This is a genomic window from Qipengyuania aurantiaca, assembly GCF_019711375.1.
In the GTDB taxonomy this organism is placed as follows: domain Bacteria; phylum Pseudomonadota; class Alphaproteobacteria; order Sphingomonadales; family Sphingomonadaceae; genus Qipengyuania; species Qipengyuania aurantiaca.
Genome location: NZ_CP081295.1, coordinates 2,767,320 through 2,790,649 on the forward strand (window position 1 = coordinate 2,767,320; position 23,330 = coordinate 2,790,649).

The 23,330-nt window shown below is 63.8% G+C and carries 24 protein-coding genes and 1 tRNA gene; 12 read left to right on the forward strand and 13 right to left on the reverse strand.

What is annotated here, in order from left to right; translation table 11 throughout:
• Nucleotides 1-23: 23 nt before the first annotated feature.
• From ffh to K3148_RS13485, 3 genes are all read right to left on the reverse strand, one after another.
• Nucleotides 24-1,511, reverse strand: a complete 1,488-nt coding sequence (ffh, locus tag K3148_RS13475; RefSeq protein ID WP_221425267.1) for a signal recognition particle protein — start codon at nucleotides 1,509-1,511, stop codon at nucleotides 24-26.
• A 325-nt stretch (nucleotides 1,512-1,836) separates the two neighbouring features.
• A tRNA-Ala gene (locus K3148_RS13480) sits at nucleotides 1,837-1,912 on the reverse strand.
• Between the two features lie 101 nt (nucleotides 1,913-2,013).
• Nucleotides 2,014-2,355 carry a TIGR02300 family protein gene (locus K3148_RS13485; protein ID WP_221425268.1) on the reverse strand — a complete coding sequence of 114 codons (342 nt, stop codon included), beginning with the start codon at nucleotides 2,353-2,355 and terminating at the stop codon, nucleotides 2,014-2,016.
• 165 nt (nucleotides 2,356-2,520) lie between these two features.
• Between K3148_RS13485 and aroA the strand changes: the two genes are divergently transcribed.
• The 7 genes from aroA (at nucleotide 2,521) to K3148_RS13520 (ending at nucleotide 9,027) form a co-directional block, all read left to right on the forward strand.
• Entirely contained in the window at nucleotides 2,521-3,831 is a 1,311-nt protein-coding gene (gene aroA / locus K3148_RS13490; protein ID WP_221425269.1) for a 3-phosphoshikimate 1-carboxyvinyltransferase, read from the forward strand.
• Nucleotides 3,832-4,098 carry a CBU_0592 family membrane protein gene (locus tag K3148_RS13495; protein WP_221425270.1) on the forward strand — a complete coding sequence of 89 codons (267 nt, stop codon included), beginning with the start codon at nucleotides 3,832-3,834 and terminating at the stop codon, nucleotides 4,096-4,098.
• A complete protein-coding gene (locus tag K3148_RS13500; RefSeq protein WP_221425271.1) occupies nucleotides 4,095-4,292 on the forward strand; it encodes a hypothetical protein in 198 nt (65 codons plus the stop codon). Before K3148_RS13495 ends, K3148_RS13500 begins: the two co-directional genes overlap by 4 nt.
• Before the next feature lie 10 nt (nucleotides 4,293-4,302).
• A complete protein-coding gene (locus K3148_RS13505; protein ID WP_221425272.1) occupies nucleotides 4,303-4,926 on the forward strand; it encodes a (d)CMP kinase in 624 nt (207 codons plus the stop codon).
• 371 nt (nucleotides 4,927-5,297) lie between these two features.
• Nucleotides 5,298-7,001, forward strand: coding sequence for a 30S ribosomal protein S1 (gene rpsA / locus K3148_RS13510; RefSeq protein WP_221425273.1), 1,704 nt, complete (start codon nucleotides 5,298-5,300; stop codon nucleotides 6,999-7,001).
• Between the two features lie 291 nt (nucleotides 7,002-7,292).
• The gene (gene gloB, locus K3148_RS13515; RefSeq protein ID WP_221425274.1) at nucleotides 7,293-8,048 is read left to right on the forward strand and encodes a hydroxyacylglutathione hydrolase; all 756 of its coding nucleotides are present in this window, start codon (nucleotides 7,293-7,295) and stop codon (nucleotides 8,046-8,048) included.
• 4 nt (nucleotides 8,049-8,052) lie between these two features.
• The gene (locus K3148_RS13520; RefSeq protein ID WP_221425275.1) at nucleotides 8,053-9,027 is read left to right on the forward strand and encodes an NADPH:quinone oxidoreductase family protein; all 975 of its coding nucleotides are present in this window, start codon (nucleotides 8,053-8,055) and stop codon (nucleotides 9,025-9,027) included.
• Nucleotides 9,028-9,086: 59 nt separating this feature from the next.
• On the opposite strand, the gene K3148_RS13525 is transcribed toward K3148_RS13520, so the two are convergent.
• From K3148_RS13525 to K3148_RS13560, 8 genes are all read right to left on the reverse strand, one after another.
• A complete protein-coding gene (locus tag K3148_RS13525; RefSeq protein ID WP_221425276.1) occupies nucleotides 9,087-9,668 on the reverse strand; it encodes a F0F1 ATP synthase subunit B in 582 nt (193 codons plus the stop codon).
• The gene (locus tag K3148_RS13530) at nucleotides 9,661-10,155 is read right to left on the reverse strand and encodes a F0F1 ATP synthase subunit B family protein (protein WP_221425277.1); all 495 of its coding nucleotides are present in this window, start codon (nucleotides 10,153-10,155) and stop codon (nucleotides 9,661-9,663) included. The genes K3148_RS13525 and K3148_RS13530 overlap by 8 nt, the downstream gene beginning before the upstream one ends.
• Before the next feature lie 82 nt (nucleotides 10,156-10,237).
• Nucleotides 10,238-10,465, reverse strand: a complete 228-nt coding sequence (locus tag K3148_RS13535; protein WP_006832363.1) for a F0F1 ATP synthase subunit C — start codon at nucleotides 10,463-10,465, stop codon at nucleotides 10,238-10,240.
• Between the two features lie 36 nt (nucleotides 10,466-10,501).
• Complete coding sequence (locus K3148_RS13540) at nucleotides 10,502-11,290, reverse strand: F0F1 ATP synthase subunit A (RefSeq protein WP_006832364.1); 789 nt, start codon at nucleotides 11,288-11,290, stop codon at nucleotides 10,502-10,504.
• Between the two features lie 53 nt (nucleotides 11,291-11,343).
• The gene (locus K3148_RS13545; RefSeq protein ID WP_221425278.1) at nucleotides 11,344-11,664 is read right to left on the reverse strand and encodes an AtpZ/AtpI family protein; all 321 of its coding nucleotides are present in this window, start codon (nucleotides 11,662-11,664) and stop codon (nucleotides 11,344-11,346) included.
• Nucleotides 11,665-11,852: 188 nt separating this feature from the next.
• On the reverse strand, nucleotides 11,853-12,257 hold the full coding sequence (locus K3148_RS13550; RefSeq protein WP_247711592.1) for a YdbL family probable chaperone protein: 405 nt from the start codon (nucleotides 12,255-12,257) through the stop codon (nucleotides 11,853-11,855).
• A complete protein-coding gene (locus tag K3148_RS13555) occupies nucleotides 12,257-12,460 on the reverse strand; it encodes a YnbE family lipoprotein (protein ID WP_221425279.1) in 204 nt (67 codons plus the stop codon). The genes K3148_RS13550 and K3148_RS13555 overlap by 1 nt, the downstream gene beginning before the upstream one ends.
• Nucleotides 12,461-12,516: 56 nt before the next feature.
• Nucleotides 12,517-15,726, reverse strand: coding sequence for an intermembrane phospholipid transport YdbH family protein (locus tag K3148_RS13560; RefSeq protein WP_221425280.1), 3,210 nt, complete (start codon nucleotides 15,724-15,726; stop codon nucleotides 12,517-12,519).
• Nucleotides 15,727-15,798: 72 nt separating this feature from the next.
• On the opposite strand from K3148_RS13560, the gene radC reads away from it, so the two are divergent.
• Nucleotides 15,799-16,497, forward strand: coding sequence for a RadC family protein (gene radC / locus K3148_RS13565; protein WP_221425281.1), 699 nt, complete (start codon nucleotides 15,799-15,801; stop codon nucleotides 16,495-16,497).
• A gap of 7 nt (nucleotides 16,498-16,504) precedes the next feature.
• Here radC and K3148_RS13570 read toward each other — a convergent pair whose 3' ends face one another.
• Nucleotides 16,505-19,321, reverse strand: coding sequence for a DUF3857 domain-containing protein (locus tag K3148_RS13570; protein ID WP_221425282.1), 2,817 nt, complete (start codon nucleotides 19,319-19,321; stop codon nucleotides 16,505-16,507).
• 167 nt (nucleotides 19,322-19,488) lie between these two features.
• Between K3148_RS13570 and purB the strand changes: the two genes are divergently transcribed.
• The 4 genes from purB (at nucleotide 19,489) to K3148_RS13590 (ending at nucleotide 22,555) form a co-directional block, all read left to right on the forward strand.
• Nucleotides 19,489-20,799 carry an adenylosuccinate lyase gene (gene purB, locus K3148_RS13575; protein ID WP_221425283.1) on the forward strand — a complete coding sequence of 437 codons (1,311 nt, stop codon included), beginning with the start codon at nucleotides 19,489-19,491 and terminating at the stop codon, nucleotides 20,797-20,799.
• Between the two features lie 89 nt (nucleotides 20,800-20,888).
• Complete coding sequence (locus K3148_RS13580; RefSeq protein ID WP_221425284.1) at nucleotides 20,889-21,236, forward strand: DUF1049 domain-containing protein; 348 nt, start codon at nucleotides 20,889-20,891, stop codon at nucleotides 21,234-21,236.
• Complete coding sequence (gene pyrF, locus K3148_RS13585) at nucleotides 21,233-21,907, forward strand: orotidine-5'-phosphate decarboxylase (protein WP_221425285.1); 675 nt, start codon at nucleotides 21,233-21,235, stop codon at nucleotides 21,905-21,907. Before K3148_RS13580 ends, pyrF begins: the two co-directional genes overlap by 4 nt.
• Nucleotides 21,908-21,913: 6 nt before the next feature.
• Complete coding sequence (locus K3148_RS13590) at nucleotides 21,914-22,555, forward strand: phosphoribosylanthranilate isomerase (protein WP_221425286.1); 642 nt, start codon at nucleotides 21,914-21,916, stop codon at nucleotides 22,553-22,555.
• Between the two features lie 78 nt (nucleotides 22,556-22,633).
• Here K3148_RS13590 and K3148_RS13595 read toward each other — a convergent pair whose 3' ends face one another.
• On the reverse strand, nucleotides 22,634-23,092 hold the full coding sequence (locus K3148_RS13595; protein ID WP_221425287.1) for an outer membrane beta-barrel protein: 459 nt from the start codon (nucleotides 23,090-23,092) through the stop codon (nucleotides 22,634-22,636).
• Between the last annotated feature and the right edge of the window lie 238 nt (nucleotides 23,093-23,330).

Genomic DNA, 23,330 nt, shown 5'->3' on the forward strand with positions numbered 1-23,330 from the left:
AATGTAAATATCGATAATTTCGTTTATTTCTTGTTCAACATGTCACGCAGATCGGCGGGCAGCGTGTCGGGATCGACCGAGGGGCCCTTGCCGCCCCCACCGAGACCCGGCAGCCCTGCGCCCGGTCCGCCGAGGCCCGGCATGGCAGCGCCCATGCCACCCTTGCCGAACAGCGCGCCGAGACCCTTGAGCCCGCCCATCTTCTTGATCTGCTTCATGGCCTTGGCCATTTCCTGGTGCATCTTGAGCACCTTGTTCACGTCCTGGACCTGCGTGCCCGAACCAGCCGCCACGCGCTTCTTGCGCTTGGCGTTGAGCAGCTTGGGCAGCTTGCGCTCCTTCGGCGTCATCGAGCCGATGATCGCGTCCATGTGGACGAGGACCTTGTCGTCCATGCCCGACTGCTGCATCGCCTGCTTGGCCTTCTTCATGCCCGGCATCATGCCCGCAAGCGCGCCGAGGCCGCCCATGTTCTGCATCTGGCGAAGCTGCATGCGCAGGTCGTCGAGGTCGAATTCGCCCTTCGCCATCTTCTTGGCAAGCGCTTCCGCCTCTTCTTCCTTGATCGCCGTCGCCGCCTTTTCGACGAGGCTGACGACATCGCCCATGCCGAGGATGCGGCTGGCGACGCGCTTGGGATCGAAGGCTTCGATCGCGTCGAGCTTTTCGCCCGTACCGGCAAACTTGACCGGCTTGCCCGTGACATAGCGCATCGAGAGCGCCGCACCGCCGCGCGCATCCCCGTCCATGCGGGTCAGCACCACGCCGGTCAGCCGCACTTCGCCGGTAAAGCTCTGCGCGACGTTGACCGCGTCCTGGCCCGTCAGGCTGTCGACGACGAGGAGAACCTCGGTCGGTGCCGACACGGTCGAGATGGCCTTCATCTCGGCCATCAGCGCTTCGTCGACGTGGAGGCGGCCTGCCGTATCGAGCAGCAGCACGTCGGCTGCGGCCAGCTTGGCGGCTTCCATTGCGCGCCGCGCGATATCGACCGGCTGCTGGCCGGGCACGATCGGCAGCGTCGCGACATCGACCTGCTCGCCGAGAATCTTGAGCTGTTCCTGCGCTGCCGGACGGTTGACGTCGAGCGAGGCCATCATCGACTTCTTGCCGTGCTTTTCGCGCAGCAGCTTGCCGAGCTTGGCGGTCGTGGTCGTCTTACCCGAGCCCTGCAGGCCGACCATCATAATGACGACCGGGGGCTTGGCGTTGAGGTTCAGATCGCGTGGTTCGGCATCGTCGCCGTCGCCGCCGAGCATTTCGACCAGCTCGTCGTTGACGATCTTGACGACCTGCTGGCCGGGCGTGACCGATTTGAGGACTTCCGAACCGATCGCCTTTTCGGTGACCGCGTCGATGAAGCGGCGCACAACGGGCAGCGCGACATCGGCTTCGAGCAGCGCGATGCGCACTTCGCGCATGGCTTCGCGCACATCGCCTTCGGACAGCGAACCGCGACCCTTGAGCTTGTCAAAGACATTCCCGAGCCGGTCGGACAAATTGTCGAACATCGCTGCTCTACTCCTCTCGAACCATCGCTGGCCCGATAAACGCGAAAAACGCCGGCGGACGAGAACTCGTCGGCCAGCGTGGGGTCAGACCCCTATGAAACCCAAACGTGTGCCCGGGTGTGGTGGAAGCAAGCCGCAGCCGTCGCCACGGCCTGCTACCATCATACCCAAGTAGTGGCCGAGCCATTTCATCGGATTTCGGTTCAGGGTGGAAGCAAAAATGGTGGAGTGCGAGAACCGGAGCGGAGCGGACATCAAGTCCGTGAGCACCGGAAGCGCAGCAATCCGCCATTTGCAGCCCGCCCTGGGCCGAAAGACGATGAAATGGTGGAGCCTAGCGGGATCGAACCGCTGACCTCTACAATGCCATTGTAGCGCTCTCCCAGCTGAGCTAAGGCCCCGAGCCATTTTTCGCTGACGCATCCTGGGAGGTGCGTCACCCTTGCGGGAGGCGCCCAATATAAGGGGTACTCCCGCAATGCAACAGCTATTTTAAGCTAAATCAGCTTTCATCCGCGTCGTCGTCGTCGCCCTTCGACTTCGTCTCGACGCCAAGGTCGTCATCGCCGCCGAGATCGACCTCGTTGTCGGGCGAATCGTCGTCTTCGTCGATGTCGATATCCAGATCGTCATCGTCGTCGCCGGACAGGTCGGAATCGGCTTCGCCCTTCTTGTCCTTCTTCTCTTCCTCGGCGAGAATCGGCTGCTTGGACTTGAGCACGGGCTCGGGCGTCCACTCTTCACCGCATTCGATGCAGGTGACGGGATCTTCCTTGTTCAGATCGTAGAAGCGGGTGCCGCAGTTCGGGCAGGTCCGCTTGGTGCCCCATTCAGGTTTGACCATGTGTAATCCTTGGATACTGGCCCCGCCGCGAGGACGAGACGAAAAATTCTTGGCTAAAGGTGGGCTCCATCGCCCTAAAGTAAAGGGGGAGGAACCTGCAGCGCGCGCGCCTTGCCAGAACCCGTGTGCGCTGTCAAAGCGCCGCGTTCATATGGATACGCTTTCGTGACCTCGCACCGCTTTTCGCCACAGGGCCCGCTGACCGGACGCATCCGCGTGCCGGGCGACAAGTCGATCAGCCACCGCGCGCTGATGTTCGGTGCGCTGGCCGTGGGGCGCAGCCGTATCTCGGGCCTGCTCGAAGGCGAGGACGTGCTCGCCACCGCCGCTGCCCTGCGCGCGATGGGCGCGGTGATTGAAAAGGATGGCGAGGATTGGGTTGTCGACGGCGTGGGCGTCGGCACGCTGCTCCAGCCGGAACAAGCGCTCGACATGGGCAATTCGGGCACGTCGACGCGGCTCCTCATGGGCCTCGTCGCCAGCCACGGCATCACCGCCGCCTTCACCGGCGATGCGAGCCTGTCCAAGCGCCCGATGGGCCGCGTGATCGACCCGCTTTCCACCATGGGTGCCAGCTTCACGCCCTCCCCCGGTGGCACGCTGCCGCTGGTGATGGAAGGGATGCAGCCGGCCGTGCCGATCCGCTATCGCCTGCCTGTCGCGAGCGCGCAGGTGAAAAGCGCAGTGCTGCTCGCCGGTCTCAACACGCCCGGCACGACTACGGTGATCGAGCCCGTTCCCACCCGCGACCACACCGAGCGCATGCTGCGCGGCTTAGGTGTCGAGGTGCAGGTCGAGGAGAAGGACGGCGAGCGCGTGATCTCGCTCACCGGCCCATGCGACCTTGCGCCCTGCGACATCACCGTTCCGGGCGACCCTTCTTCTGCCGCGTTCTTCGCAGTCGCCGCCAGCGTGGTGCCCGGCAGCGACCTCGTAATCGAGAATGTCGGCCTCAACCCCACCCGCAATGGGATCTACCGCGTGCTCAAACAGATGGGCGCGAGCATCGACTATCTCGACGAGCGTGAAGTCGGCGGCGAGCCGGTGGCGGACCTGCACGTGCGCCACGCTCAGCTCAGGGGCATCGAGGTCGATCCCGCCATCGCGCCCAGCATGATCGACGAGTTTCCCGTTCTCTTCGTCGCCGCCTCTCTTGCCGAGGGCACGACCGTCACCAGCGGCCTCGAAGAATTGCGCGTCAAGGAAAGCGATCGCCTCTCCGCCATGGCCGCCGCCTTGCAACTTGCAGGCGGCACGGTAGAGGAGCGCGACGACGGCCTGGTCATCCATGGCAGCGGCGGCAAGCCGCTTGCAGGGGGCGGCCCCGTTACTACCCATCTCGACCACCGCATCGCCATGAGCATGGCGGTTGCGGGCCTGGCCAGCGAGAACGGCGTCAGCGTGGACAGCGCCGAGCCTATCGCGACCAGCTTTCCCAATTTCATCGCCTTGCTCGACAAGGCCGGAGCCCCGTAAATGCCCGGTATTTCCTCCTTCGCCGCCGACATCATCGGCTTTGTCGGCAGCTTTTGTATCGTTGCTGCATTCGCCTATTCGAACATGACGAAGCAGATGAACCTGCTTTTGTTCAACGCGGTCAACTTCATCGGCGCGGCGTTGCTCGCGATCTCGCTGACGGTGAATTACAACCTGCCCACCATGGTCCTCGAGATCGTCTGGATGGGCATCGCCCTTTTCGGCATCTTCAAGGCGCTGCGCACGGATCGGACGACAACCACGTGACCGTGTTTTTCCGCCGGATGCTTACAGGCTTCGCCGCCATCGTAGTGGTCTTCGGCGGAATCGAATTTGCGCGGGCGGATTTCACCTGGTCGAAACTCAGGCACGAGCACATGGACACCATCGCAGGATGGATACTTGGCTTTGGTGTGCTGTTTGGCTGGGCTTATGCCATGCACGCGCGCAAATACGATTGAGGGAAGCAGGATGATCATCGCCGTCGACGGACCGACCGCATCGGGCAAGGGCACGATTGCCAAGGCGCTGGCCGCGCATTTCGGCCTGCCGCATCTTGATACGGGCCTGCTCTATCGCGCGGTGGGGCGACAGGTTTTCCTCGACGGTGGCGATCCGGACGACGGCGGAGACGCGCTGGCGGCAACCAGCTTTCCCGATAGTCTGCTGGATGATCCTCACCTGCGGAACGAGGAAACGGGCGGTTTGGCAAGCCGCGTCTCCGTCCACCCCGCCGTGCGTCAAGCCCTGTTCGATCGTCAGCGCAGCTTTGCAACGCAGCCCGGCGGTGCCGTACTCGACGGGCGCGACATCGGCACGGTGATCGCGCCCGAAGCCGAGGCCAAGCTCTTCATCACCGCCAGCGTCGAGGCGCGGGCCCAGCGTCGTTTCCTCGAAATGCAGGACCGCGGTGTCGAAGTGACGCTGGAAGCCATCCAGGACGATCTGCGCGCCCGCGACGAGCGCGACCGAAACCGCGATGTAGCCCCGCTGGCCCCCGCGGCCGATGCCATGGTGATCGACACCAGCGCGCTCGGCAAGGAAGAGGCGATTGCCGCCGCGATCGACGCGGTCCGGCAGGTCGTTCAGGAATAGCCGCTTTCCTACAGGCGGCGCGCTGTGGCAGCCATGTGGGCATGGACCGCACAACCCTTCCCCAACCGCAGAATTCCGGCACTTGCAGGCAGCTAAGCGGGCTCGTCTCAAATTCTCCCAGGACCGTGCTCCACCCGCTCCATCCTGTAGGGCGCGAAGCGGCATTTCCCTTGCTTTTGCGCCCGTTTCGGCCTAGGCGCGCGCCCGTTCACCAAATCCCCCGGATTCGATGGACCTTCGCGGCGGCATCCGGCCTCGCGGAGAACACGGCCCTCTTGCCCCGTTAGCCACCGCGATAGTGCGGCGGAGACGGGTAAAGACCCCGGAAAACCGGTGGCCGGTAGCAAACGTTAGTTAGGACTACACAACTCATGGCAACTTCAGCCAATCCGAGCCGCGACGATTTCGCGGCAATGCTCGACGAGCAGCTCGGCGGCGCAGATGATGGCGGCTTCGAAGGCCGCGTCGTCAAGGGCACCGTCACCTCCATCGAAAACGGCATGGCCCACATCGATGTCGGCCTGAAGAGCGAAGGCCGCGTCGACCTCAAGGAATTCATGCGCGGCGAAGACGAGCACGGCCTCGAAGTCGGCTCGGAAGTCGAAGTCTTCGTCGACCGCATCGAGAACGCCGACGGCGAAGCCATGCTGTCGCGCGACCGTGCACGCCGCGAAGCCGCCTGGGACAAGCTTGAAAGCGAGTTCGGCGAAGGCAAGCGCGTCGAAGGCCGCATCTTCGGCCGCGTCAAGGGCGGCTTCACCGTCGACCTCGACGGCGCCGTGGCCTTCCTGCCCGGCAGCCAGGTCGACATCCGCCCCGTGCGCGACGTCACCCCGCTGATGGACATGGCCCAGCCCTTCCAGATCCTCAAGATGGACCGCCGCCGCGGTAACATCGTCGTCTCGCGCCGCGCGGTCCTCGAAGAGACCCGTGCAGAACAGCGCAGCGAACTCATCGACAAGCTGGCCGAAGGCCAGGTCATCGACGGCGTGGTCAAGAACATCACCGACTACGGTGCCTTCGTCGACCTCGGCGGAATCGACGGCCTGCTCCATGTCACCGACATGAGCTACAAGCGCGTCAACCATCCCAGCGAAATGATCGAGATCGGCCAGACCGTGACCGTCCAGATCATCCGCATCAACGAAGACACCCAGCGCATCAGCCTCGGCATGAAGCAGCTGGAATCGGATCCGTGGGATGGCGTTTCGGCGAAGTACCCGGTCGGCATGAAGCTGACGGGCACCGTCACCAACATCACCGAATACGGCGCATTCGTCGAAATCGAGCCAGGCATCGAAGGCCTGGTCCACGTTTCGGAAATGAGCTGGACCAAGAAGAACGTCCACCCGGGCAAGATCGTCTCGACCAGCCAAGAAGTCGAAGTCATGGTCCTCGAAGTGGACAGCGAGAAGCGCCGCATTTCGCTCGGCCTCAAGCAGGCCCAGCGCAATCCGTGGGAAGAATTCGCCGAAGCGCACCCCGTTGGCGCCAAGGTCACCGGCGAAGTCAAGAACGCCACCGAATTCGGTCTGTTCATCGGCCTTCCGGGCGACGTCGACGGTATGGTCCACATGTCGGACATCGCATGGGGCATCTCGGGTGAAGACGCCCTCGCCCTGCACCGCAAGGGTGAGGAAGTCGAAGCCGTCGTTCTCGATGTCGACATCGAGAAGGAACGCATCAGCCTCGGCATGAAGCAGCTCGAAAAGGGTGCTCCGACCGAAGCCGGCGCCCAGAGCGACCTGCGCAAGAACCAAGTCGTCACCGTCACCGTGCTCGAAGTCCGCGATGGCGGTCTCGAAGTCCAGGTCGGCGAAGACGGCGCAACCGGCTTCATCAAGCGTTCGGACCTCGGCCGCGACCGCGACGAACAGCGTTCGGATCGCTTCCAGCCGGGTGCCAAGGTCGATGCCATGGTCACCGGTTTCGACCGTTCGAAGAAGCCGACCTTCTCGATCAAGGCGCGTCAGATCGCCGAAGAGAAGGAAGCGGTTGCACAGTTCGGTTCGTCGGATTCGGGTGCCTCGCTCGGCGACATCCTCGGCGAAGCGCTGAAGAAGAAGGAAGACTGATCTTCTGGTAGCCCTCAGACGCCGGGCGCACGCCGTCCGGCGTGCTTGGCTTCGCCGCAGGAGCGGCGGCGAGCGGTCGCTCGCTGACTGCCGTGACCAAGACGCGAGGCGAAGCCGAGTGCAAGGCCGACCGGCCGCCCGCAGCGACGCGACCGCAAGGTCGTGAGAGCGAGGAAAGCCTAAGGCTGCGGACGCAGCCGCCGGCGCGTGAGGCTAAACAAAAGAAAGGCCCGTCGCTCACACGAGCGGCGGGCCTTTCCTACATGGGGCAAGCGGGATAGGCTGTCCTACATGCTAGAGATTCACCAGTTCCCCTGCCTGTCCGACAATTACGGTTTCCTCCTCCACGATCCCGATACCGGCGAGACGGCGGCGATCGATACGCCCGATGGCGCGGAATACCTGCGCCAGGCCGAGGCCAAGGGCTGGACGATCACGCAGGTCTGGAACACGCACTGGCATCCCGATCATGCAGGCGGAAACAAGGCCATCGTCGAGGCTACGGGCGCGAAGGTGGTCGCACCGCATGAGGTCGAGAAGTTGAGCCCGATCGACGAGGTGGTCGGCAATGGCGACACGGTCTCTCTGGGGGACTGGAAGGCGCGCGTGATCGATGTCTCCGGCCACACCAACGGCCACATCGCCTACCATATTGCGGAAGCGGACACGGCTTTCGTCGGGGACAGCGTCTTTGCGCTGGGCTGCGGCCGCATGTTCGAGGGCGAGCCCGAGCAGTTCTGGCACAGCCTCGAGCGCATTCGCCAGCTGCCCGACAACACCTTGCTCTATTGCGCGCATGAATACACCGAGGCGAACGCCAAGTTTGCCCTGCACGCCGACCCGGACAACGCCGAACTGCGCCTTTACGCCGGGAGGATCGAGGAAAAGCGCGCCAAGGGAGAACCTACGGTCCCCACCCTCCTCTCGCGCGAGTTGATCACCAACCCCTTCCTGCGCGCCGATGACGCCGATATCCGGAACCGCTGGGGTGGAACTACGCCGGCCGAGACCTTCGCCGCGCTGCGTGCCGCCAAGGACAATTTCTGAGCGCATGAAGGCTCTCGTCGTCGAAGAGCTGAGCCGCAACCTATCCGGCATGGGCTTGCGCGAGGTCGATGCGCCGCGGCGCAGGACGGGCGAAGTGCTCGTGGAGGTGCGCGCTGCCTCGCTCAACTATCCCGACCTCCTGATGACGCGGGGGGACTACCAGTTCAAACCGGAGCTGCCCTTCGTATCCGGGCTGGAGATGGCGGGCGAAGTGATCGAAGCCGATCCCGGGTGCGGGTTCGAAGTCGGCGACCGGGTCATGGGCGGTGCCAAAACTGGCGCTTTTGCCGGGCAAATCACCCTTCCGACAACGGCCCTGCGCGACATTCCCGAAGGCCTCGATTTCGCCCAGGCGGCGGCGATGGGCGCGGCCTATCACACCGCCTATGTCGGACTGGTCGAACTGGGCGGGTTGGAGGCCGGGCAGACAGTCCTGGTCCATGGCGCGAGCGGCGGCGTGGGTCTTGCGGCCTGCGATCTTGCCAAGGCGCTCGGAGCCAGGGTTATCGCGGCGACGCATTCCGAAGCCAAGCTCGAGGCCCTTCGGCGCGCGGGAGCTGCGCATTCGGTGATTCTCAACGAGGGCCGTTTCCGCGAAGAAGTCTCCGTCCTCACCGATGGCGCCTTGTGCGATCTGGTGTTCGACCCTGTCGGCGGCGACGTGTTCGACGAGAGCACCCGCTGCGTGACCTTCGGCGGCAAGCTTCTAGTCGTCGGTTTCGTAGCGGGTCGTATTCCCGAGATCGCGGTCAACATTCCCCTCATCAAGGGCTTCAGCGTAGTCGGTGTGCGCGCTGGCGAATATGCGCGCCGCTTCCCCGACCGCGGCCAGCGGATTGCGAAGGTCATCGACAGGCTGGCAAGCGAGAAGCGCATCACCCCGCATATCGACCGCATCCTCCCGCTCGACCAATGGCGCGAGGGCTTCGAAGCCATGGATCGCGGAGAAATCGTGGGCAAGGTCGTCTTCGTGCCCTGAAACGCAAAAGGGCGACCCGTTCGGGGCCGCCCTTTCGAAATTAGCGTAGCGCGGGAAGATCAGATCCCGGCGATAACCTTGTCGGCCAGAGCGCGATCGGCTTCGGCGTCGTGCTTTTCGGCAATCAGCTTGCGGCTCGCACCCGTCGCGGCCGAAACGGCGCGGTTGCGCACGTCTTCGACGGCTTCACGTTCGGCAGCGGCGATCTTGTCTTCCGCCATGCGCTTGCGACGCTCGACCATGGCCTTGCTGTCGGCTTCGGCCTTCTCGAGGATCGCGTCGGCTTCGGTCTGCGCGTTGACGAGCATCGCTTCGGCGTCCTTTTCGGCGCTGGCGATCTTGTCGGCGTATTCCTTGCGCAGGGCTTCCGCCTCGGCGCGAAGCTGCTTGGCTTCTTCGAGCTGTTCCTTGATCGCGGCGATCTTGTTGTCGAGGCCGCCGGCGATGGTCTTGTGGACCTTGGCGCCGAAGAACGCGAAAAGGAGCAGGACCAGCATCGCAATCGAGACGATCTGGAAGGGGGCGAGGCCGAAAAGTTCGGGCTCGTTGTGCTTGCCGGCGCCAGCGTCGATTTCGGTCGTCGCTTGCGGCGTTTCGGTCGCGAAGACTTCCGGCAGTTCGCTGGGAGTGGTGTTAGCCATGAGCCATCTGCTCCTTCACGGCCTTGGTGGCGACAGGCTTGGTCACCTTCACACCGGCGAGCGTCTTGACGATGTCTTGCGCAGCTTCGACGGCCACGGCTTCGACTTCGGCAAGCGCAGCGGTGCGCGCTTCGGCGATCCGTGCTTCGGCATCGGCAAGTTTCTTGTCGATACGGGTCTGGGCCGCCTTGAGCTTGGTCTCGCTCTTCTTGGCGCCTTCTTCCTTGGCCTTGGCAACGATCGCCTGCGCCGCGGCGCGGTTCTCGTTTTCCTTCACCCGCCAGGCTTCTTCCTGCTCGTCGGCGGCATCGCGCGCGGCCTTGGCAGCGGCGAGGTCGGCGGCGATCTGGCCGTCACGGCTGGCGACGGTGTCCATCACCTTGGGCACCATGCCCTTGCCGATGACGAAGAAGGTTATGCCGAAAAAGACCAGCAGCCAGAAGACCTGGCTGGACCATGTATCGGCAAGCTGTGCTATCTGGGGCATTGCAGCTCTCGAAAAGCGTGAAGCAGGAAATTGCGGGGCCGGTCAGGCGAACCCGACCGGCTCCAAATCGGATATTCGTCGATTAGGCGACGAAGATCAGGATCATGGCAACAACGAACGCCAGCAGGCCGAGAAGTTCGGCAGCGGCGAAGCCGATGAACAGGCGGCCCTGCTGGCCGTCTGCTGCGCCCGGGTTGCGCAGGGCGCTTTCGAGGAACGAACCGAAGACGTTACCCACGCCGATTGCAGCCATACCGGCGCCGATTGCAGCGAGGCCAGCACCGATGAGCTTTGCAGCTTCCATTTCCATGACAAACTCCTTTGGAAAAACGTGTAAATTGAAGACTTAGTGAAGGTTCTCGGCGTCGTTGATGTACAGCGACGTCAGAAGAGCGAAAACGTAGGCCTGGATGCCGGCGACCAGCAGCTCCAGCGCACAGATGCCGATCATCAGCAAGAAGCTCGGCAAGCCAACCAGGAGGCCGAAACCGGCGCCGGCATTGGTACCGTCGATCACGAAGCTCGACAGCACTTCGAGCAGCACGTGACCGGCCATCATGGCCACGAAGAGACGCAGGCCGAGGCTGAAGGGACGGACCATGAAGGAGATAAATTCGATCGGCGCGATCACGGGCACCATGGGCAGCGGCGTACCGTGCGGCACGAACAGGCTGAAGAAGTGCAGGCCGTGGCGCCAGAAGCCCACGATGAGAACGATCGAGAAGCTGATGATCGCGAGGATGCCGGTCACGGTGAAATGGCTGGTAAAGGTGAACGGGTGGACCCCGATCACGCCCAGCGGCAACAGGCCAAGCAGGTTCGCGAAGAGAATGAACATGAAGAGACTGAAGACGTAAGGCACATACTTTCGCCCGGCCTTGCCGATGTTCGCTTCGAGCATGTTGTCGATGAAGCCGGTGAAACTTTCCACCATCATCTGCCAGCGGCCGGGAACGAGCTCGCGCTTCATCCCGCCGAGCACGAAGAGGAAGAGCACCACGGTGGTGATCAGCATCCACAGCGCGCTGTTGGTGAAGGCGATGTTGTAGCCGGCCAGTTCCCAATTATCCGAGCCGCCAAGCGCCTGGATGGTGAACTGGTACATCGGATCGACTTTGGCCTGTTCGGCTGCCACGTCTGAAATTCCCTAAATCCTGTAACGAAAGCCCCGCAAAGCCCCTTTCGGGGTCACTCGCCGGGCTTCTGATTTGCCGCGCGGATAATATTCCTGAAGGCGACCACTATTCCGAGGAACAGCCCCACCAGCAGACCCCAAGGATTGGTATCGGTGAGATAGCCAATGGCGTAACCGATCACCGAACCTCCCAGAAGCCCCCCGAGCAAGTCAGCCAGAACGCGGTTGCCGCTGCGATAGTTCGCATCGGCCCCGGAACCGGTCTTGCGGTTGCGCTGTTCTTCGCGCTGCTGGGCGGCACTTAACCGCTTTTCCAGCGCGTCGATCCGCGCATCCTCCTCGATGGGTTTCCGTGCGGGTTCGTCGTCGCTCATGCCTTGCTCCTTCATGGGGTTGCGCGGCACGCGCAGGGACTTGCCCGCCAAGGGCGCGGCCCCCTTAGATGGGGGGCATGGACGAGTCAACACGGAGAGCTGCGCATTTGCGCATCACCGGTTGCAAAAAAGCCTCCCTCCGGCGTCGCACCGGCGGGAGGCTCTCGAAAGCTAGCGCGCGCCCTTTCTTACGGGCAGCGCGAATCGCGCATGGGCTTGGCACTGGTGCGCGTCTGCCAGCTGCCGTCGGGCGCCTGGTATTTCTCGCCCGGCGAGGTCGCGAGGATGGCCTGGCACCCCGCCGTCAGCGCGTATTCTTCGAGCGTGGCGTTGTTGGCCTGCGCGCGCTCGGAATAAACCGCGCGGCGTTTGATGTTGATGTCGTTGACGAGACGGCGAAGCTCGGCCGTTTCTTCCCCGACGATGCCGAGGTAGCCGTCCATCTTCTCGCCCACCTGGCCTGCGGCGCGCGCAGCGGCATAGGCCGGATCGCGCTGGGCAAAGGCCGGCGCGGCGATACCGCCGAGAGCCGTCGCGAGTGCGGCGCCCGAAAGGACAGCCTTGGTAAGTCGCTTGGTCATAAGTTCACCCATCAGAAAATATCCGCATTGTTCTCGATCGTGTCGCCCGCATCATCGGCGAGGCGATAAATCACTTCCTGGCGGATGTTGACGTTAAGCTCGATCACGATGGGTTCCGTCGGCGCTTCCACCGTGACGCAACCTGCCAGCGCGAGCGAGGCCATGCCGACCGCCGCCGAAATCTTCAGACCCTTCATGTCCGCCTTCCCCTGCATGGTGCAGGTTCTCGCAGGGCCACGAGGGTCAGTCAATTCACGGGATTTCATAGCGCTTACTCGCTTTCCTGGTCCTGAATGGTGGGTTCATCCGGAATGACGTCTTCCGGATCGATATCGGGTTCGGCCTCTTCGCCGGTGATGGAGCGGCGCAGCCTCGTGCCGTCGTCGTCGAGCAAGCCCAATTCTCGCGGATCGCGAACGGAGGCAGGGTCGTACATCGCCTTGAGGCTGGTGATCAGCTGGTAGAACTGTGCCTTGATGTTGATACGGAACTGCAGCGGCAGGTTGGCGATCTGGCGCGTGATGAAATTGGTCTCGGCCCCCTCGCCCTGCCGCACGCCGTCGAAGCGCACTTGCGTGACGATTTCCCCGGTAAGCGGGCCGTTCATGATGACGCGCATTTGCGAATAGTCGAGGCTGCGCAGCGCATCGAAGGCGAAATTGGCGATGGCCGAGAGGTCTTCGTAGGTCAGTTCGCCGACATAGGAGATATTGCCGCCCGGAGACCGCGAGATAAGGATACCGTCTTCGATCCGGCCATTGCCGTCCACATCGAAGATGATCGGGATCGTACCGTCGAAAATGCCGGTCGCCGAGATATTCTCCAGCTCCATCTGCGCGACGAATTGCGCCGCATCGAGGCCGACGATCTCGAAGATATAGGCCCGCTCCTCGCTCACGCCCAAATTGAGGTCGACCTCGCGCAGGATCAACGTCCCGCCCATGAAAGGCCAGCTGCCGCCGCTCACTGCCAGGAGCTCGCCGTTCTGCAGGCTGAACTCGATTTCGCCGTCGAGCACCTCGATGCCCGGATTAACCGAGGCCACCCGGATCTTCTGGTTCGGCGCGGTGGTCAGGTTGAGGAGGTCGGTGAACTCCACCGTTCCGCTCGCCCCCTTCACCGGCCCGAAGGCGGCGGCAAAATCGAGGTCTTCGGACGAGAACGATCCCGTGCTGGTCACCTCTCCGGATGGCGACCAGTCGATCCGGCCCTCTCCGGTGATTACGCCATCCGCATTAGCGATCACACCCTTCGCCAATTCGCTCAGATCCTCTGGCTGGAGAGCTTCGTCGAAGCGCAGCCCCTCTACATCGAGATTGGCGTAGCCGCCGCCGGTCGACAGGTCGTGGCGGATATCCACCAGCGTCACCACCCGGTCCGTCTGCGGGTTACGGAGCGCCGCCTCGGCGTTGATGATGTTGTCGACGAGCGAAAGCGAGGCATCGCGCGCGACCAGCGGCTTGAAGCGATCATCGGGCGCGCGGTCAATCAGCCGGAACGCCGCGTTGTCGATTGTCAGTCGCCCATCGTCATAGGCCCATTCGCCCGAAGTGTTCACCAGCGTCATCGGCAAAGCCGCGAGCGCGATCTCGGCATCGTCGAACGTGCCGGCGACGGTGTCGCCCAGCTGGGCGTTGAGGTCCGAGATCACGAAGCGGCTCGCCGTATCCACGGGACCCAGCGAGATATCGAGGTTCTGCGCGCGCACGGTGCCGGGATAGGCGAAACCGACCGGGCCGCTGGCAATGCGGATGGGCGTGTCACCCAGAGAACCGGTAAGGTCGAGATTGCTCGCTCCGGCTGCAAATTGCACCCCGTCCGCGCCATAGCGGAGCATGGGCTTGCCGGGCGGCGGGCACAGGGTGAGCCCCGGCCCCGCTAGGTTGAGATCGGCGAAGGCAAGCCTGCGGAAGGCGACCTGGGTGCACTCGCGCCAGAGCACGAGATCGCCGCCCGCTTCCCACCGCCCGCTAACCGGAAGTGACAGCTGGTCCACAGCGCCGCCGGGCAAGGGACCGGTTGCCTCGACCCGACCCGAAAATCCGAGCGCCCCGCTCTGGCCCTGCGCCACGGTCATGCCGGGAATGGCAATCTCGGCCCCACCCGCTGAATAGGGTGCCATGCTGAGGCGGAAGACCGCGTCGCCATCGCCTGCGCGCTCCATGCGGCCTGAAATGCGCGGGATGCCGGGGCCGCCAGTCGCGATATTACCGCCGATCCGCGCCGGCGCGTCCCGGAGGGCCGCGACTTCGAAGCGCGAAAGCGAGAGGATACGCGCGCCGCTGCCACCCGTCATCTGCGCTTGCGGCACGGTCAGCGAATACCCTTGGGGGCCGCTGCGATAGAGGACGCTGGCGTCCAGCGCACTTCCGCGCGTTTCCGCCTGCAGGGCCGCACCAATCCGGCGCGCGATAGGTTCAAGCAGCGTCCCCTCGCCCGAGCTGGAAAGCCCCTCCACCATGGCGATGGTGCTGCGACCGAGCCTCAGGCCATTGCCCTCCACCGCGCTTTCGATCTCGAGGCGCGCAAAATCGTCGCGCGCGCGCATCGTGCCTTCCGCGGTGAGCAGGGCAGCAAGCGCCTGCGGCGTTTCGACACCGCGCGCTGCAAGGGTGTAGCGCGAGGTCATCGCGCTGTCCTTCATCTGAGCGCGGAGCGTCCCGGCGAGCGATTGTGCGGAATTCTCGGCGTAGCGCGCGTTGTCGGTCGCGATACGGGCGGTCAGGCTAGGATCGGCGAATTGGCCATTCGCGGTCGCGTCGAGTACGACCACTACATCTTCGACCGCGAGCTGCATTTCCTCGCAAGCGAGCGCAGCCATCCGCAAGGGGCCTGCAAACTGCGGCTCACCTGCCGAGGTCGATACCGTCCCATAAAGTGTCGTGCCGGCCATTGCGCAACTGTCCAACTGCAATTCCGGCGCGGTGGCAGCAAGAATGCCTTCGAAGCCGCTCGCCAGATTGCCCTCGCCCGCAAGCTTCAGGCCGATAGGTCCGTAATCGGTTTCGATCAGGCCGCGCCCGTCGCGGATGGCGAGCTCAAGGTTCGGCAGCCCCGAACTGGGTTCGCCATCATCTTCGAACAGAAGGCTGTCGAGCGAACCGAAACTCAGCTCGCCATCGATATACCGGCCATAAAGCCGCGGATTGACCAGAGTGATACTGCCCACTTCCGGCAGGCCGAAGCGGTGGCGCAGCCGGACGATAACGCGGTCGGCGGTCAGATCGGGCGCATCGGGGTCGCCGATGACTAGGTCGGAGATGATCTGCGTGCGTCCACCGATTCGCTCGACCGTGTAGGTGGCCGGTAGGTCGTTCGCCTGCAGCTGGTCCTTTATGAAATCATCGGCCAGCGAAACGCGGTTGAACCAGCCGAACGCGATGATAACGACCAGCGCGAGGATGACGAGCGCAGGCACCGCCCAGCGCTTCTTGCGCCAGCGGGGCCGCTCACTCACATACTGGCCTTCTGACCCGTCCATCTGTCCCCGCACTTGCGCGCATCGCGGCATAAAGGCAATGCAAGGCATTGAAACGCCTAGGGGAGGAAAAAGGTGCCGGGGGCGGCCAAAAAAGCATCCAGCCATGCCGGGACCGGCCACCGCGAACGTCTGCGCCAACGCCTGCTGACGGGCGGTGCGGAGGCGCTGGCCGATTACGAATTGCTCGAATTCCTGCTGTTTTCCGCAATCCGGCAGGGTGACACCAAGCCGCTGGCGAAGCGGCTGATCGACCATTTCGGCTCTTTCTCGGCCGTGCTCAACGCTTCACCCGGCGCGCTGACCCAGGTCGGCGGCATGGGCGAAGCAAGCGCGGCCTCGCTCCACGCGGTGTCGCTGGCGGCTCGGCGAATGGCGCGCGGAGCTGTGCGGGAGCAGCCTGTGCTGGGAAGCTGGCAGGCGCTGCTCGACTACCTCGCCATCGACATGGGCGAACTGAAACACGAGCGGGTGCGCGTCCTTTATCTCGACACGCGCAACCGGCTGATCGACGATCACCTGGCTGCCGAAGGTTCGATCGACGAGGCGGCGATCCACCCGCGCGAAGTTATCCGGCGGGCCTTCGACGTGGGCGCAAGCGCGCTCATCCTCGTGCACAACCACCCCAGCGGCGATCCCGAACCGAGCCGCGCCGACATCCAGATCACCGCACGCATTGCCGAGGCCGGGCGGCTGCTCAACATCACCGTCCACGACCACGTGATCGTGGGACGCGGCAGCCATGTCTCGCTCCGCGCCAAGGGTCTGATCTAGAGCGCCTTCAGTCCTTCGGGGCAACGCCGTGCATGGCATAGCGGCGCGCAAGATACGGCTCCATCCTGAGCGCGGTAGCGATATCCTCGCGCCCGCCCGCATCGCCCTGCTCCAGCCGTACGATGCCGCGCAGGTACAGCGAAGCAGAAAGGCCCGGCACGAGTTCCAACGCGCTGTCGAGGTCCTTCAAAGCTGCATCGTAGTCGCCCATACGGTAGCTCACCATAGCGCGGCTATCGAGCATGGGCGCGCTGTCGGTCGCCCGCTCGATTGCCTTGGTGCAGGTCGCCATCGCCGAATCGACGCCGATGTTGAACAGGCCGCGGAACCAGCAATCGGCGTTCAGCACGGACGCGTTGAGCGGCTTGTCGGCCACCTCGTCGCCAAGCAGTTCGAGCGCTGCATCGGTCTTGCCTGCAAGCCCTGCCACGGTGGCATAGGTGCTGGCGTAATTGCCGCTCTCTTCTTCCGATACTGGCACCTGCTCGAGCAGTTCGAGCGCTTCGTCGCGCTTGCCGTCATAGGCGAGCAGTTCGGCGAGGAAGAAGGCGTTGCTGCTGTTCGGGTCGAGCTCATAGGCCCGCCGCGCATCGGCAATGGCTTCGGCATCGCGGCCAAGCGCGCCGAGAACCGATGCGCGCCATGTCAGGACATTGGCGGACGTGTCCTTCTCCACCAGCAGGTCGAGGTCTTCCAGCGCGCCTTCCCAGTCATAAATTTGCGTGCGGAAATTGGCGCGCTGCGCATGAACGGAGTAATCGTCCTCCGCGCTGAATTCGACCGCCGCGTCATAGGCTTCGATGAGGGGCTTCACACGGCGTGCGATTTCCGAAGGATCGCGTTGCCAGCGCCAAGTAACGTCCTCGGGCGCGATGAGTTCGACTTCCATGGCGTTGATCTGGCGCACCGCGCGCTTGTTGGCGCTGATTTCGGCGGGAGCAATCTCACCCAGCGTCTGGATCACGTCGACCGAGGAGACGATGCGGTTGCCGCTCGTATCGGTCCGGCCCGCGATTCGCGTGTTCGCGAAAGATTCGTCGAAAATCGCAGGTCCTGTCTGGGTGAAAGCGCTGGCATCGCCCGGCAGGATCACCACCGCTTCCACACGGTTGCGCGAAGGCCCCGGCGTCTGCACCGGGATGTCCCGCCATTCGGGACGCGCGCGGTCGGGGTTGAAGACGAAGTTCTGGTCGTCGCCCGATTCCATGCGCAAGCGGCCATCGCTCCACGCAAAGGCGCTCGGCATGACGCCGACGAGCTTCATCACGCCAACGGCCGCTTCCTCGTCATAAGTCACGGTGACATCGGACACCGCGGCCCCGGCGCCAGCGGAATTTGCGAACCCGGTAGCGATCTGGCGCAAGGTATCCTCGTCCTGTTCATCCGCCATTGCTCGCAAACGCGCACCCTGCGGTCCGGAGAAAGTCATGCTCATTTCGAACAGCGAGGGAAGGTCGATCCCGGCCGAATAATCGGTCGAAAGCGCCATGATCATGTCGGGCGTTGCCGGCTCGCGCTGGTCCATCGTAACGAGATCGGCGCCCTGTTCGGTGAGCGGCAGGGCATGGAAGAACGCGGGCACATTGCCGATATTGGAAAGACGGGTGGCCGCACTCGTCCCGTCGAGCCAGTAATCGGTGCCATCGATCGTGGCGCGCACGATCATGTGGTCGAAATTGCCCGGAATAGGCAGAAGCTCGGGAATGGCGTCACCGCCGCTCGTCGACACGAGCACCGGCACGGCCTCTATCCCCATCTGGCTGAGCAGCGAGAATAGCAGCACCGACTTGGCCTTGCAGTCGCCGTAACGCTTTTCCCAGGTTTCGGCGGCGGTCTGGGGCATGTAATTGCCGCCATCGAGACCGTTCAGCAGGTAGCTGACGTCGTCCTGCACCGTGCGCACCGCCATGGCCGCACGGGTCAGCGGATCGCTGGTTGCGCCCATGATCCGCCTGGCCTCGGCAGCGACATCGCCGTCATCGGCGATGCGGGCCGCTTCGACGTAATGCGGCGCAAAAACCCGCGAAAGATCCTGCCAGTCGGCGAAAGTGCCCACGCGCAGCATGGCCCCACGGGTAAAGCGCGAGGGGGCATCGCCGGGCATATCCGGCAGCTTGGCGATTGGCAGGGTTACGTCGATCGTGCGGTAACCGTTCTCCAGTTCAGGCGCTTCGACACCGGCCACATCTTCGGCGCGCCAATAGACGTCTGCTCCCTCGGGCCAGCTAACACGGGCGCGCGAGAAGCCGACCTTCCACGGATCGGCGTAGAGCCATTGCGAGGCCTGCATCTCCTCGCCAAGCGCCTGGTCGTCGGTGGTCACCGAATGGGTGACGCGCAGGATATCGCCCACCTTGAGGCCCGGCACGGCCAGCGTCGCGGTCAGTTCCCCGTCGAGCAGGCGCTGCTCCAGCCCCTGTTCGCGGCGGATGACTTCGAACTGGGAGCCGGTGCCGATCAGATCGATGCTCTCGTCCCCACGCAGGATCTCGACCCGGTGAACGGTGAGGTCTCCCTTGTCCGGCATCCACGCGAGAGAGATCGTGCCCTGCTGCATCAGCATATCGGGATTGTCGATCCGGAAGGCGGTGTCGGTATAGCTGGTTACTACGCCGCCCTCGAGCCGGTGCTGCCAGTCGTAAATCAGTGTCGAGGGGCCTTTCTCCACGTCGACCCAAGCCAATTCGGCAGGCTCGATCCAATCCGGCGCATCGGCATAAACGACATCTTCTCCTGCCAGCGCCGGCGAAGAAAACACCAGCGCAATACTTGCGCTTGCGAAAAGGAAGCTGCGGCTCGTGCGGAGATTCATTTTGTCGTTCATGCTGCACATCCTATCGCAATGCGAGCCAAGCGCAATCGAACTGCGACGAATGGGTAAAGCCTGCATAAACCATGCATCGGCGCACGAACCGCTGCCATGCCCTTGCCAGCACGCGCGCGCCTCTCTAGCGGGGCGCGGCATATCCCAGCCATTCACGGAGTCGACCCATGGTCCCCCGCTACGCCCGCCCCGCCATGACCGCCATCTGGGAGCCGGAGGCGAAATACCGCATCTGGTTCGAGATCGAAGCATACGCGACCGAAAAGCTGGGCGAGTTGGGCGTGGTCCCCAAGAGCGCGGCCAAGGCGCTGTGGGACTGGTGGGCGACCGAGCCCAAGATCGACGTCGAAGCCATCGACGCCATCGAGGCTGTGACCAAGCATGACGTGATCGCCTTCCTCACCTGGGTGGCCGAAAATGTCGGCGAGGAAGCGCGCTTCATGCACCAGGGCATGACCAGTTCCGACGTGCTGGACACCACGCTGGCGGTGCAGCTGGCGCGCTCGACCGACCTTCTGCTCGAAGACCTCGACCAGCTGCTCGCCGCGATCAAGCGCCGCGCCGAGGAGCACAAGTACACGCCGACGATCGGCCGCAGCCACGGGATCCACGCCGAGCCGGTCACCTTCGGCCTGAAGCTCGCGCAGGCCTATGCCGAATTCGACCGCTGCAAGACGCGCCTCCTGGCCGCGCGCGAGGAAATCGCGACCTGCGCGATCTCGGGTGCCGTCGGCACCTTCGCCAATATCGATCCGAGCGTCGAGGAATATGTCGCCGAAAAGCTGGGCCTGAAGCCCGAGCCGGTGTCGACGCAGGTCATCCCGCGCGACCGCCACGCGATGTACTTCGCGACCCTCGCGGTGATCGCCGGTTCGATTGAGCGCCTCGCCGTCGAAGTCCGCCACCTTCAGCGCACCGAAGTGCTGGAAGCTGAAGAGTTCTTCTCCAAGGGCCAGAAGGGCTCCTCGGCCATGCCGCACAAGCGCAACCCGATCCTGACCGAGAACCTCACCGGGCAGGCACGCATGATCCGCGCCTATGCCCTCCCCGCGCTTGAGAACGTGGCGCTTTGGCACGAACGCGATATCTCGCATTCCTCGGTCGAACGCTTCATCGGCCCGGATGCGACCATCACGCTCGACTTCGCGCTGGCCCGCCTCACGGGCGTGGTCGACAAGCTGCTGGTTTATCCGGAGCGTATGCAGGCCAATATGGATCGCATGGGCGGCCTCATCCATTCGCAGCGCGTGTTGCTCGCCCTTACACAGAACGGTGTGAGCCGTGAGGACGCCTATCGCCTCGTCCAGCGCAACGCGATGAAGGTGTGGGAATCGGACGGCAGGCTGATGCTGCTCGACCTGCTCAAGCAGGACGAGGAAGTGACCGCGGCTCTGACCGAGGAACAGCTCGAGGAGCGGTTCGACCTCGACTATCACTTCAAGCAGGTCGACGTGATCTTCGACCGCGTCTTCGGCTAAACAAGTGATGCAGCGGCTGGACGCCGGGGTTTCCCGCGCCTAGCATCCTTGCCCAAACAGGATTGGGGAGCCTTGAACCGATGCAAATCGTGCGAACGATACTCTGGGTGCTGCTGCTGGTGGGCGTGATCGCCTTTTCCTTCGGCAATTGGGACCGCCAGATCGATGTCCGCATCTGGCCCGGCATTGTCTGGGACACGCGCGTTCCCGCGCTGGTGATCGTCTCCTTCCTCCTCGGGCTCATACCGATGTGGCTTTATCATCGCGGCGCAATGTGGCGGCAGTCGCGGCGCATCACTGCGCTCGAGACCGCGACGCAGAAGATGGCCGCGCCCAAGCTGGACAATCCTGCGCCCACCCGTCCCGAACCCGCGCCGTCCACCCGGCCTGCCGAGCCTTCCAATCCCGTCGATCCGGAGCCGACGACAAAGCCATGAGCAACCCGATCTACCTCGCTCTCGACGTTCCGCGCCTGCGCGATGCGGTGGCGCTGGCCGAAAAGGTCAAGGCGCATGTCGGCGGCGTGAAGCTGGGGCTGGAATTTTTCAACGCCCACGGCGCGCATGGCGTGCATATGCTCTCGCAGATCGGTCTGCCGATCTTCCTCGACCTGAAGCTGCACGACATCCCGAACACCGTCGCCGGGGCGATGCAGGCAATCCATGTTCTGGAGCCGGCCATCGTGACAATCCACGCATGCGGCGGAATTGCGATGATGGAAGACGCGAAAGCGGCGGCGGGCGAGAAAACCAAGGTCGTGGGCGTCACCATGCTTACCAGTCTGGATGAGCAGGATCTTGGACGGATGGGCTTTCCCGGAACGCCGCACGATTACGTGATGCGCCTCACGGAAGCGGCGCACAAAGCGGGCTTGGACGGGGTCGTCTGCTCCGGACAGGAGATCAAGGCGGTCCATGACCAGTGGAAGGACGGCTTCTTCGTCGTCCCCGGACTGCGCCCCGAAGGCGGGGACATTGGCGACCAGAAACGCGTCGTCACACCCCGCCAGGCGCGCGATGACGGGGCCAGCGTGCTCGTAATCGGCCGCCCGATCAGCCGCGCCGAAGACCCCGAAGCCGCCGCCCGCGCGATCGAGGCGACGCTGTAGGGCGCCTTGAAGACCGCCATAAAAATCTGCGGTATCTCGACCCTCGAGGCGCTCGACGCCGCTATCGAGGCGCGGGCCGATTTCATCGGGCTGGTATTCTTTCCGCCCTCCCCCCGTCATGTCGATGGCCACGCGGCCAGCGCGCTCGCCATGCGGGCGGCTGATCGCATTGGGCGGGTTGGTCTGTTCGTCGATGCCGATGACGCGCTTATTGCCGAGGGCATCAAGGCCGGTCGGCTCGAGGCTCTGCAACTGCATGGCGAGGAAACGCCTGCGAGGGTCGCGCAGGTGAAAGAGCGCTTCCAGCTGCCCGTCTGGAAAGCGGTCTCGGTGGCCACGTCCGAGGATGTCACTCGCGCCGAAAGCTATCGCGACGCCGCCGACCTCATCCTGTTCGATGCCAAGACCCCGAAAGACGCGGCGCTGCCGGGTGGCATGGGCCTCAGCTTCGACTGGTCGCTCCTGGATGGGTGGAAAGGCCGCCCCGGATGGGGTCTGGCCGGAGGGCTGAGAGTGGATAATGTCGCCGAAGCTATCGTCCGCACCGCTGCCCCGCTCGTCGATACGTCATCGGGCGTGGAAAGCGCGCCGGGCGTCAAGGATGCAGGGCTCATCTCGCAGTTTTGCCGCGTTGCGCGCGCAGCCTGACGAAACCGGCCCCAAAAAAAAATGGCGAGGCCGCCGAAGCTGCCCCGCCATCCCTGACTTATCGCTCTGCGAAGGACCTTAGAAGGTCGCGCCGACCGACAGGTAGGCCGCGTCGTAGTCGATGAAGTCGCTGAAGAAGTGACGGTAGTTGCCGCCGACATAGATGCTGTCGCTCAGCTTGTGCTCGTAGCCGGCGCCGAGAACGACCGAGTCGTAGAAGGCGTCGTTTTCGAAGGTGTAACCGAGCGCGCCGTACAGCTTGCCCGCGTCGCCGGTCTTCACGCCGAGACGTGCGGTGGTTCCGAACACCATATCGGCGCCTTCGGCGAGGATCTTGTCGCCCGAAACTTCCACGCCAGCGAAAGCGGTTTCGCCGAGATCGAAGTCATAACCGAGTGCCGCACCGAGGGTGCCTTCGCTGTCGCCTTCGGCCCAGACGATACCGCCACGAGCTTCCGCACGGACTTCGCCCTGGGCGGCGGCGGGGGTGGCGATGGTGGCAACCGCGAGAGCGGCGACTGCTGCGAATTTACGCATTGTATTTCCTTTTTCGTTGTTCTCCCCGCCCCGGTCGGAGCGTGGGGAGCGCGCCTATCGTCGCGCGCCTCTTGTCCTTCAAGCCTCGATTGACGCGCCCGAGATGAGAAGTTGAATATGTGGCTTGCACGCAACATTAATGTGCAGATTTGCATCAATTGTTAAGCTGGGCTGCCCCTGTGTAATACGTGAAACCCAGCGAATCTGGGCTTTCGAGGCTTGACGCGCTGCACAATCC

Bases quoted from the DNA above. Each gene is read 5' to 3' on its own strand.
- ffh (WP_221425267.1), bottom strand. From the start codon at position 1,511: ATGTTCGACAATTTGTCCGACCGGCTCGGGAATGTCTTTGACAAGCTC.
- K3148_RS13485 (WP_221425268.1), bottom strand. From the start codon at position 2,355: ATGGTCAAACCTGAATGGGGCACCAAGCGGACCTGCCCGAACTGCGGC.
- K3148_RS13495 (WP_221425270.1), top strand. From the start codon at position 3,832: ATGCCCGGTATTTCCTCCTTCGCCGCCGACATCATCGGCTTTGTCGGC.
- K3148_RS13505 (WP_221425272.1), top strand. From the start codon at position 4,303: ATGATCATCGCCGTCGACGGACCGACCGCATCGGGCAAGGGCACGATT.
- rpsA (WP_221425273.1), top strand. From the start codon at position 5,298: ATGGCAACTTCAGCCAATCCGAGCCGCGACGATTTCGCGGCAATGCTC.
- gloB (WP_221425274.1), top strand. From the start codon at position 7,293: ATGCTAGAGATTCACCAGTTCCCCTGCCTGTCCGACAATTACGGTTTC.
- K3148_RS13520 (WP_221425275.1), top strand. From the start codon at position 8,053: ATGAAGGCTCTCGTCGTCGAAGAGCTGAGCCGCAACCTATCCGGCATG.
- K3148_RS13525 (WP_221425276.1), bottom strand. From the start codon at position 9,668: ATGGCTAACACCACTCCCAGCGAACTGCCGGAAGTCTTCGCGACCGAA.
- K3148_RS13530 (WP_221425277.1), bottom strand. From the start codon at position 10,155: ATGCCCCAGATAGCACAGCTTGCCGATACATGGTCCAGCCAGGTCTTC.
- K3148_RS13535 (WP_006832363.1), bottom strand. From the start codon at position 10,465: ATGGAAATGGAAGCTGCAAAGCTCATCGGTGCTGGCCTCGCTGCAATC.
- K3148_RS13545 (WP_221425278.1), bottom strand. From the start codon at position 11,664: ATGAGCGACGACGAACCCGCACGGAAACCCATCGAGGAGGATGCGCGG.
- K3148_RS13550 (WP_247711592.1), bottom strand. From the start codon at position 12,257: ATGGGTGAACTTATGACCAAGCGACTTACCAAGGCTGTCCTTTCGGGC.
- K3148_RS13555 (WP_221425279.1), bottom strand. From the start codon at position 12,460: ATGCAGGGGAAGGCGGACATGAAGGGTCTGAAGATTTCGGCGGCGGTC.
- K3148_RS13560 (WP_221425280.1), bottom strand. From the start codon at position 15,726: ATGGACGGGTCAGAAGGCCAGTATGTGAGTGAGCGGCCCCGCTGGCGC.
- K3148_RS13570 (WP_221425282.1), bottom strand. From the start codon at position 19,321: ATGAACGACAAAATGAATCTCCGCACGAGCCGCAGCTTCCTTTTCGCA.
- purB (WP_221425283.1), top strand. From the start codon at position 19,489: ATGGTCCCCCGCTACGCCCGCCCCGCCATGACCGCCATCTGGGAGCCG.
- pyrF (WP_221425285.1), top strand. From the start codon at position 21,233: ATGAGCAACCCGATCTACCTCGCTCTCGACGTTCCGCGCCTGCGCGAT.
- K3148_RS13595 (WP_221425287.1), bottom strand. From the start codon at position 23,092: ATGCGTAAATTCGCAGCAGTCGCCGCTCTCGCGGTTGCCACCATCGCC.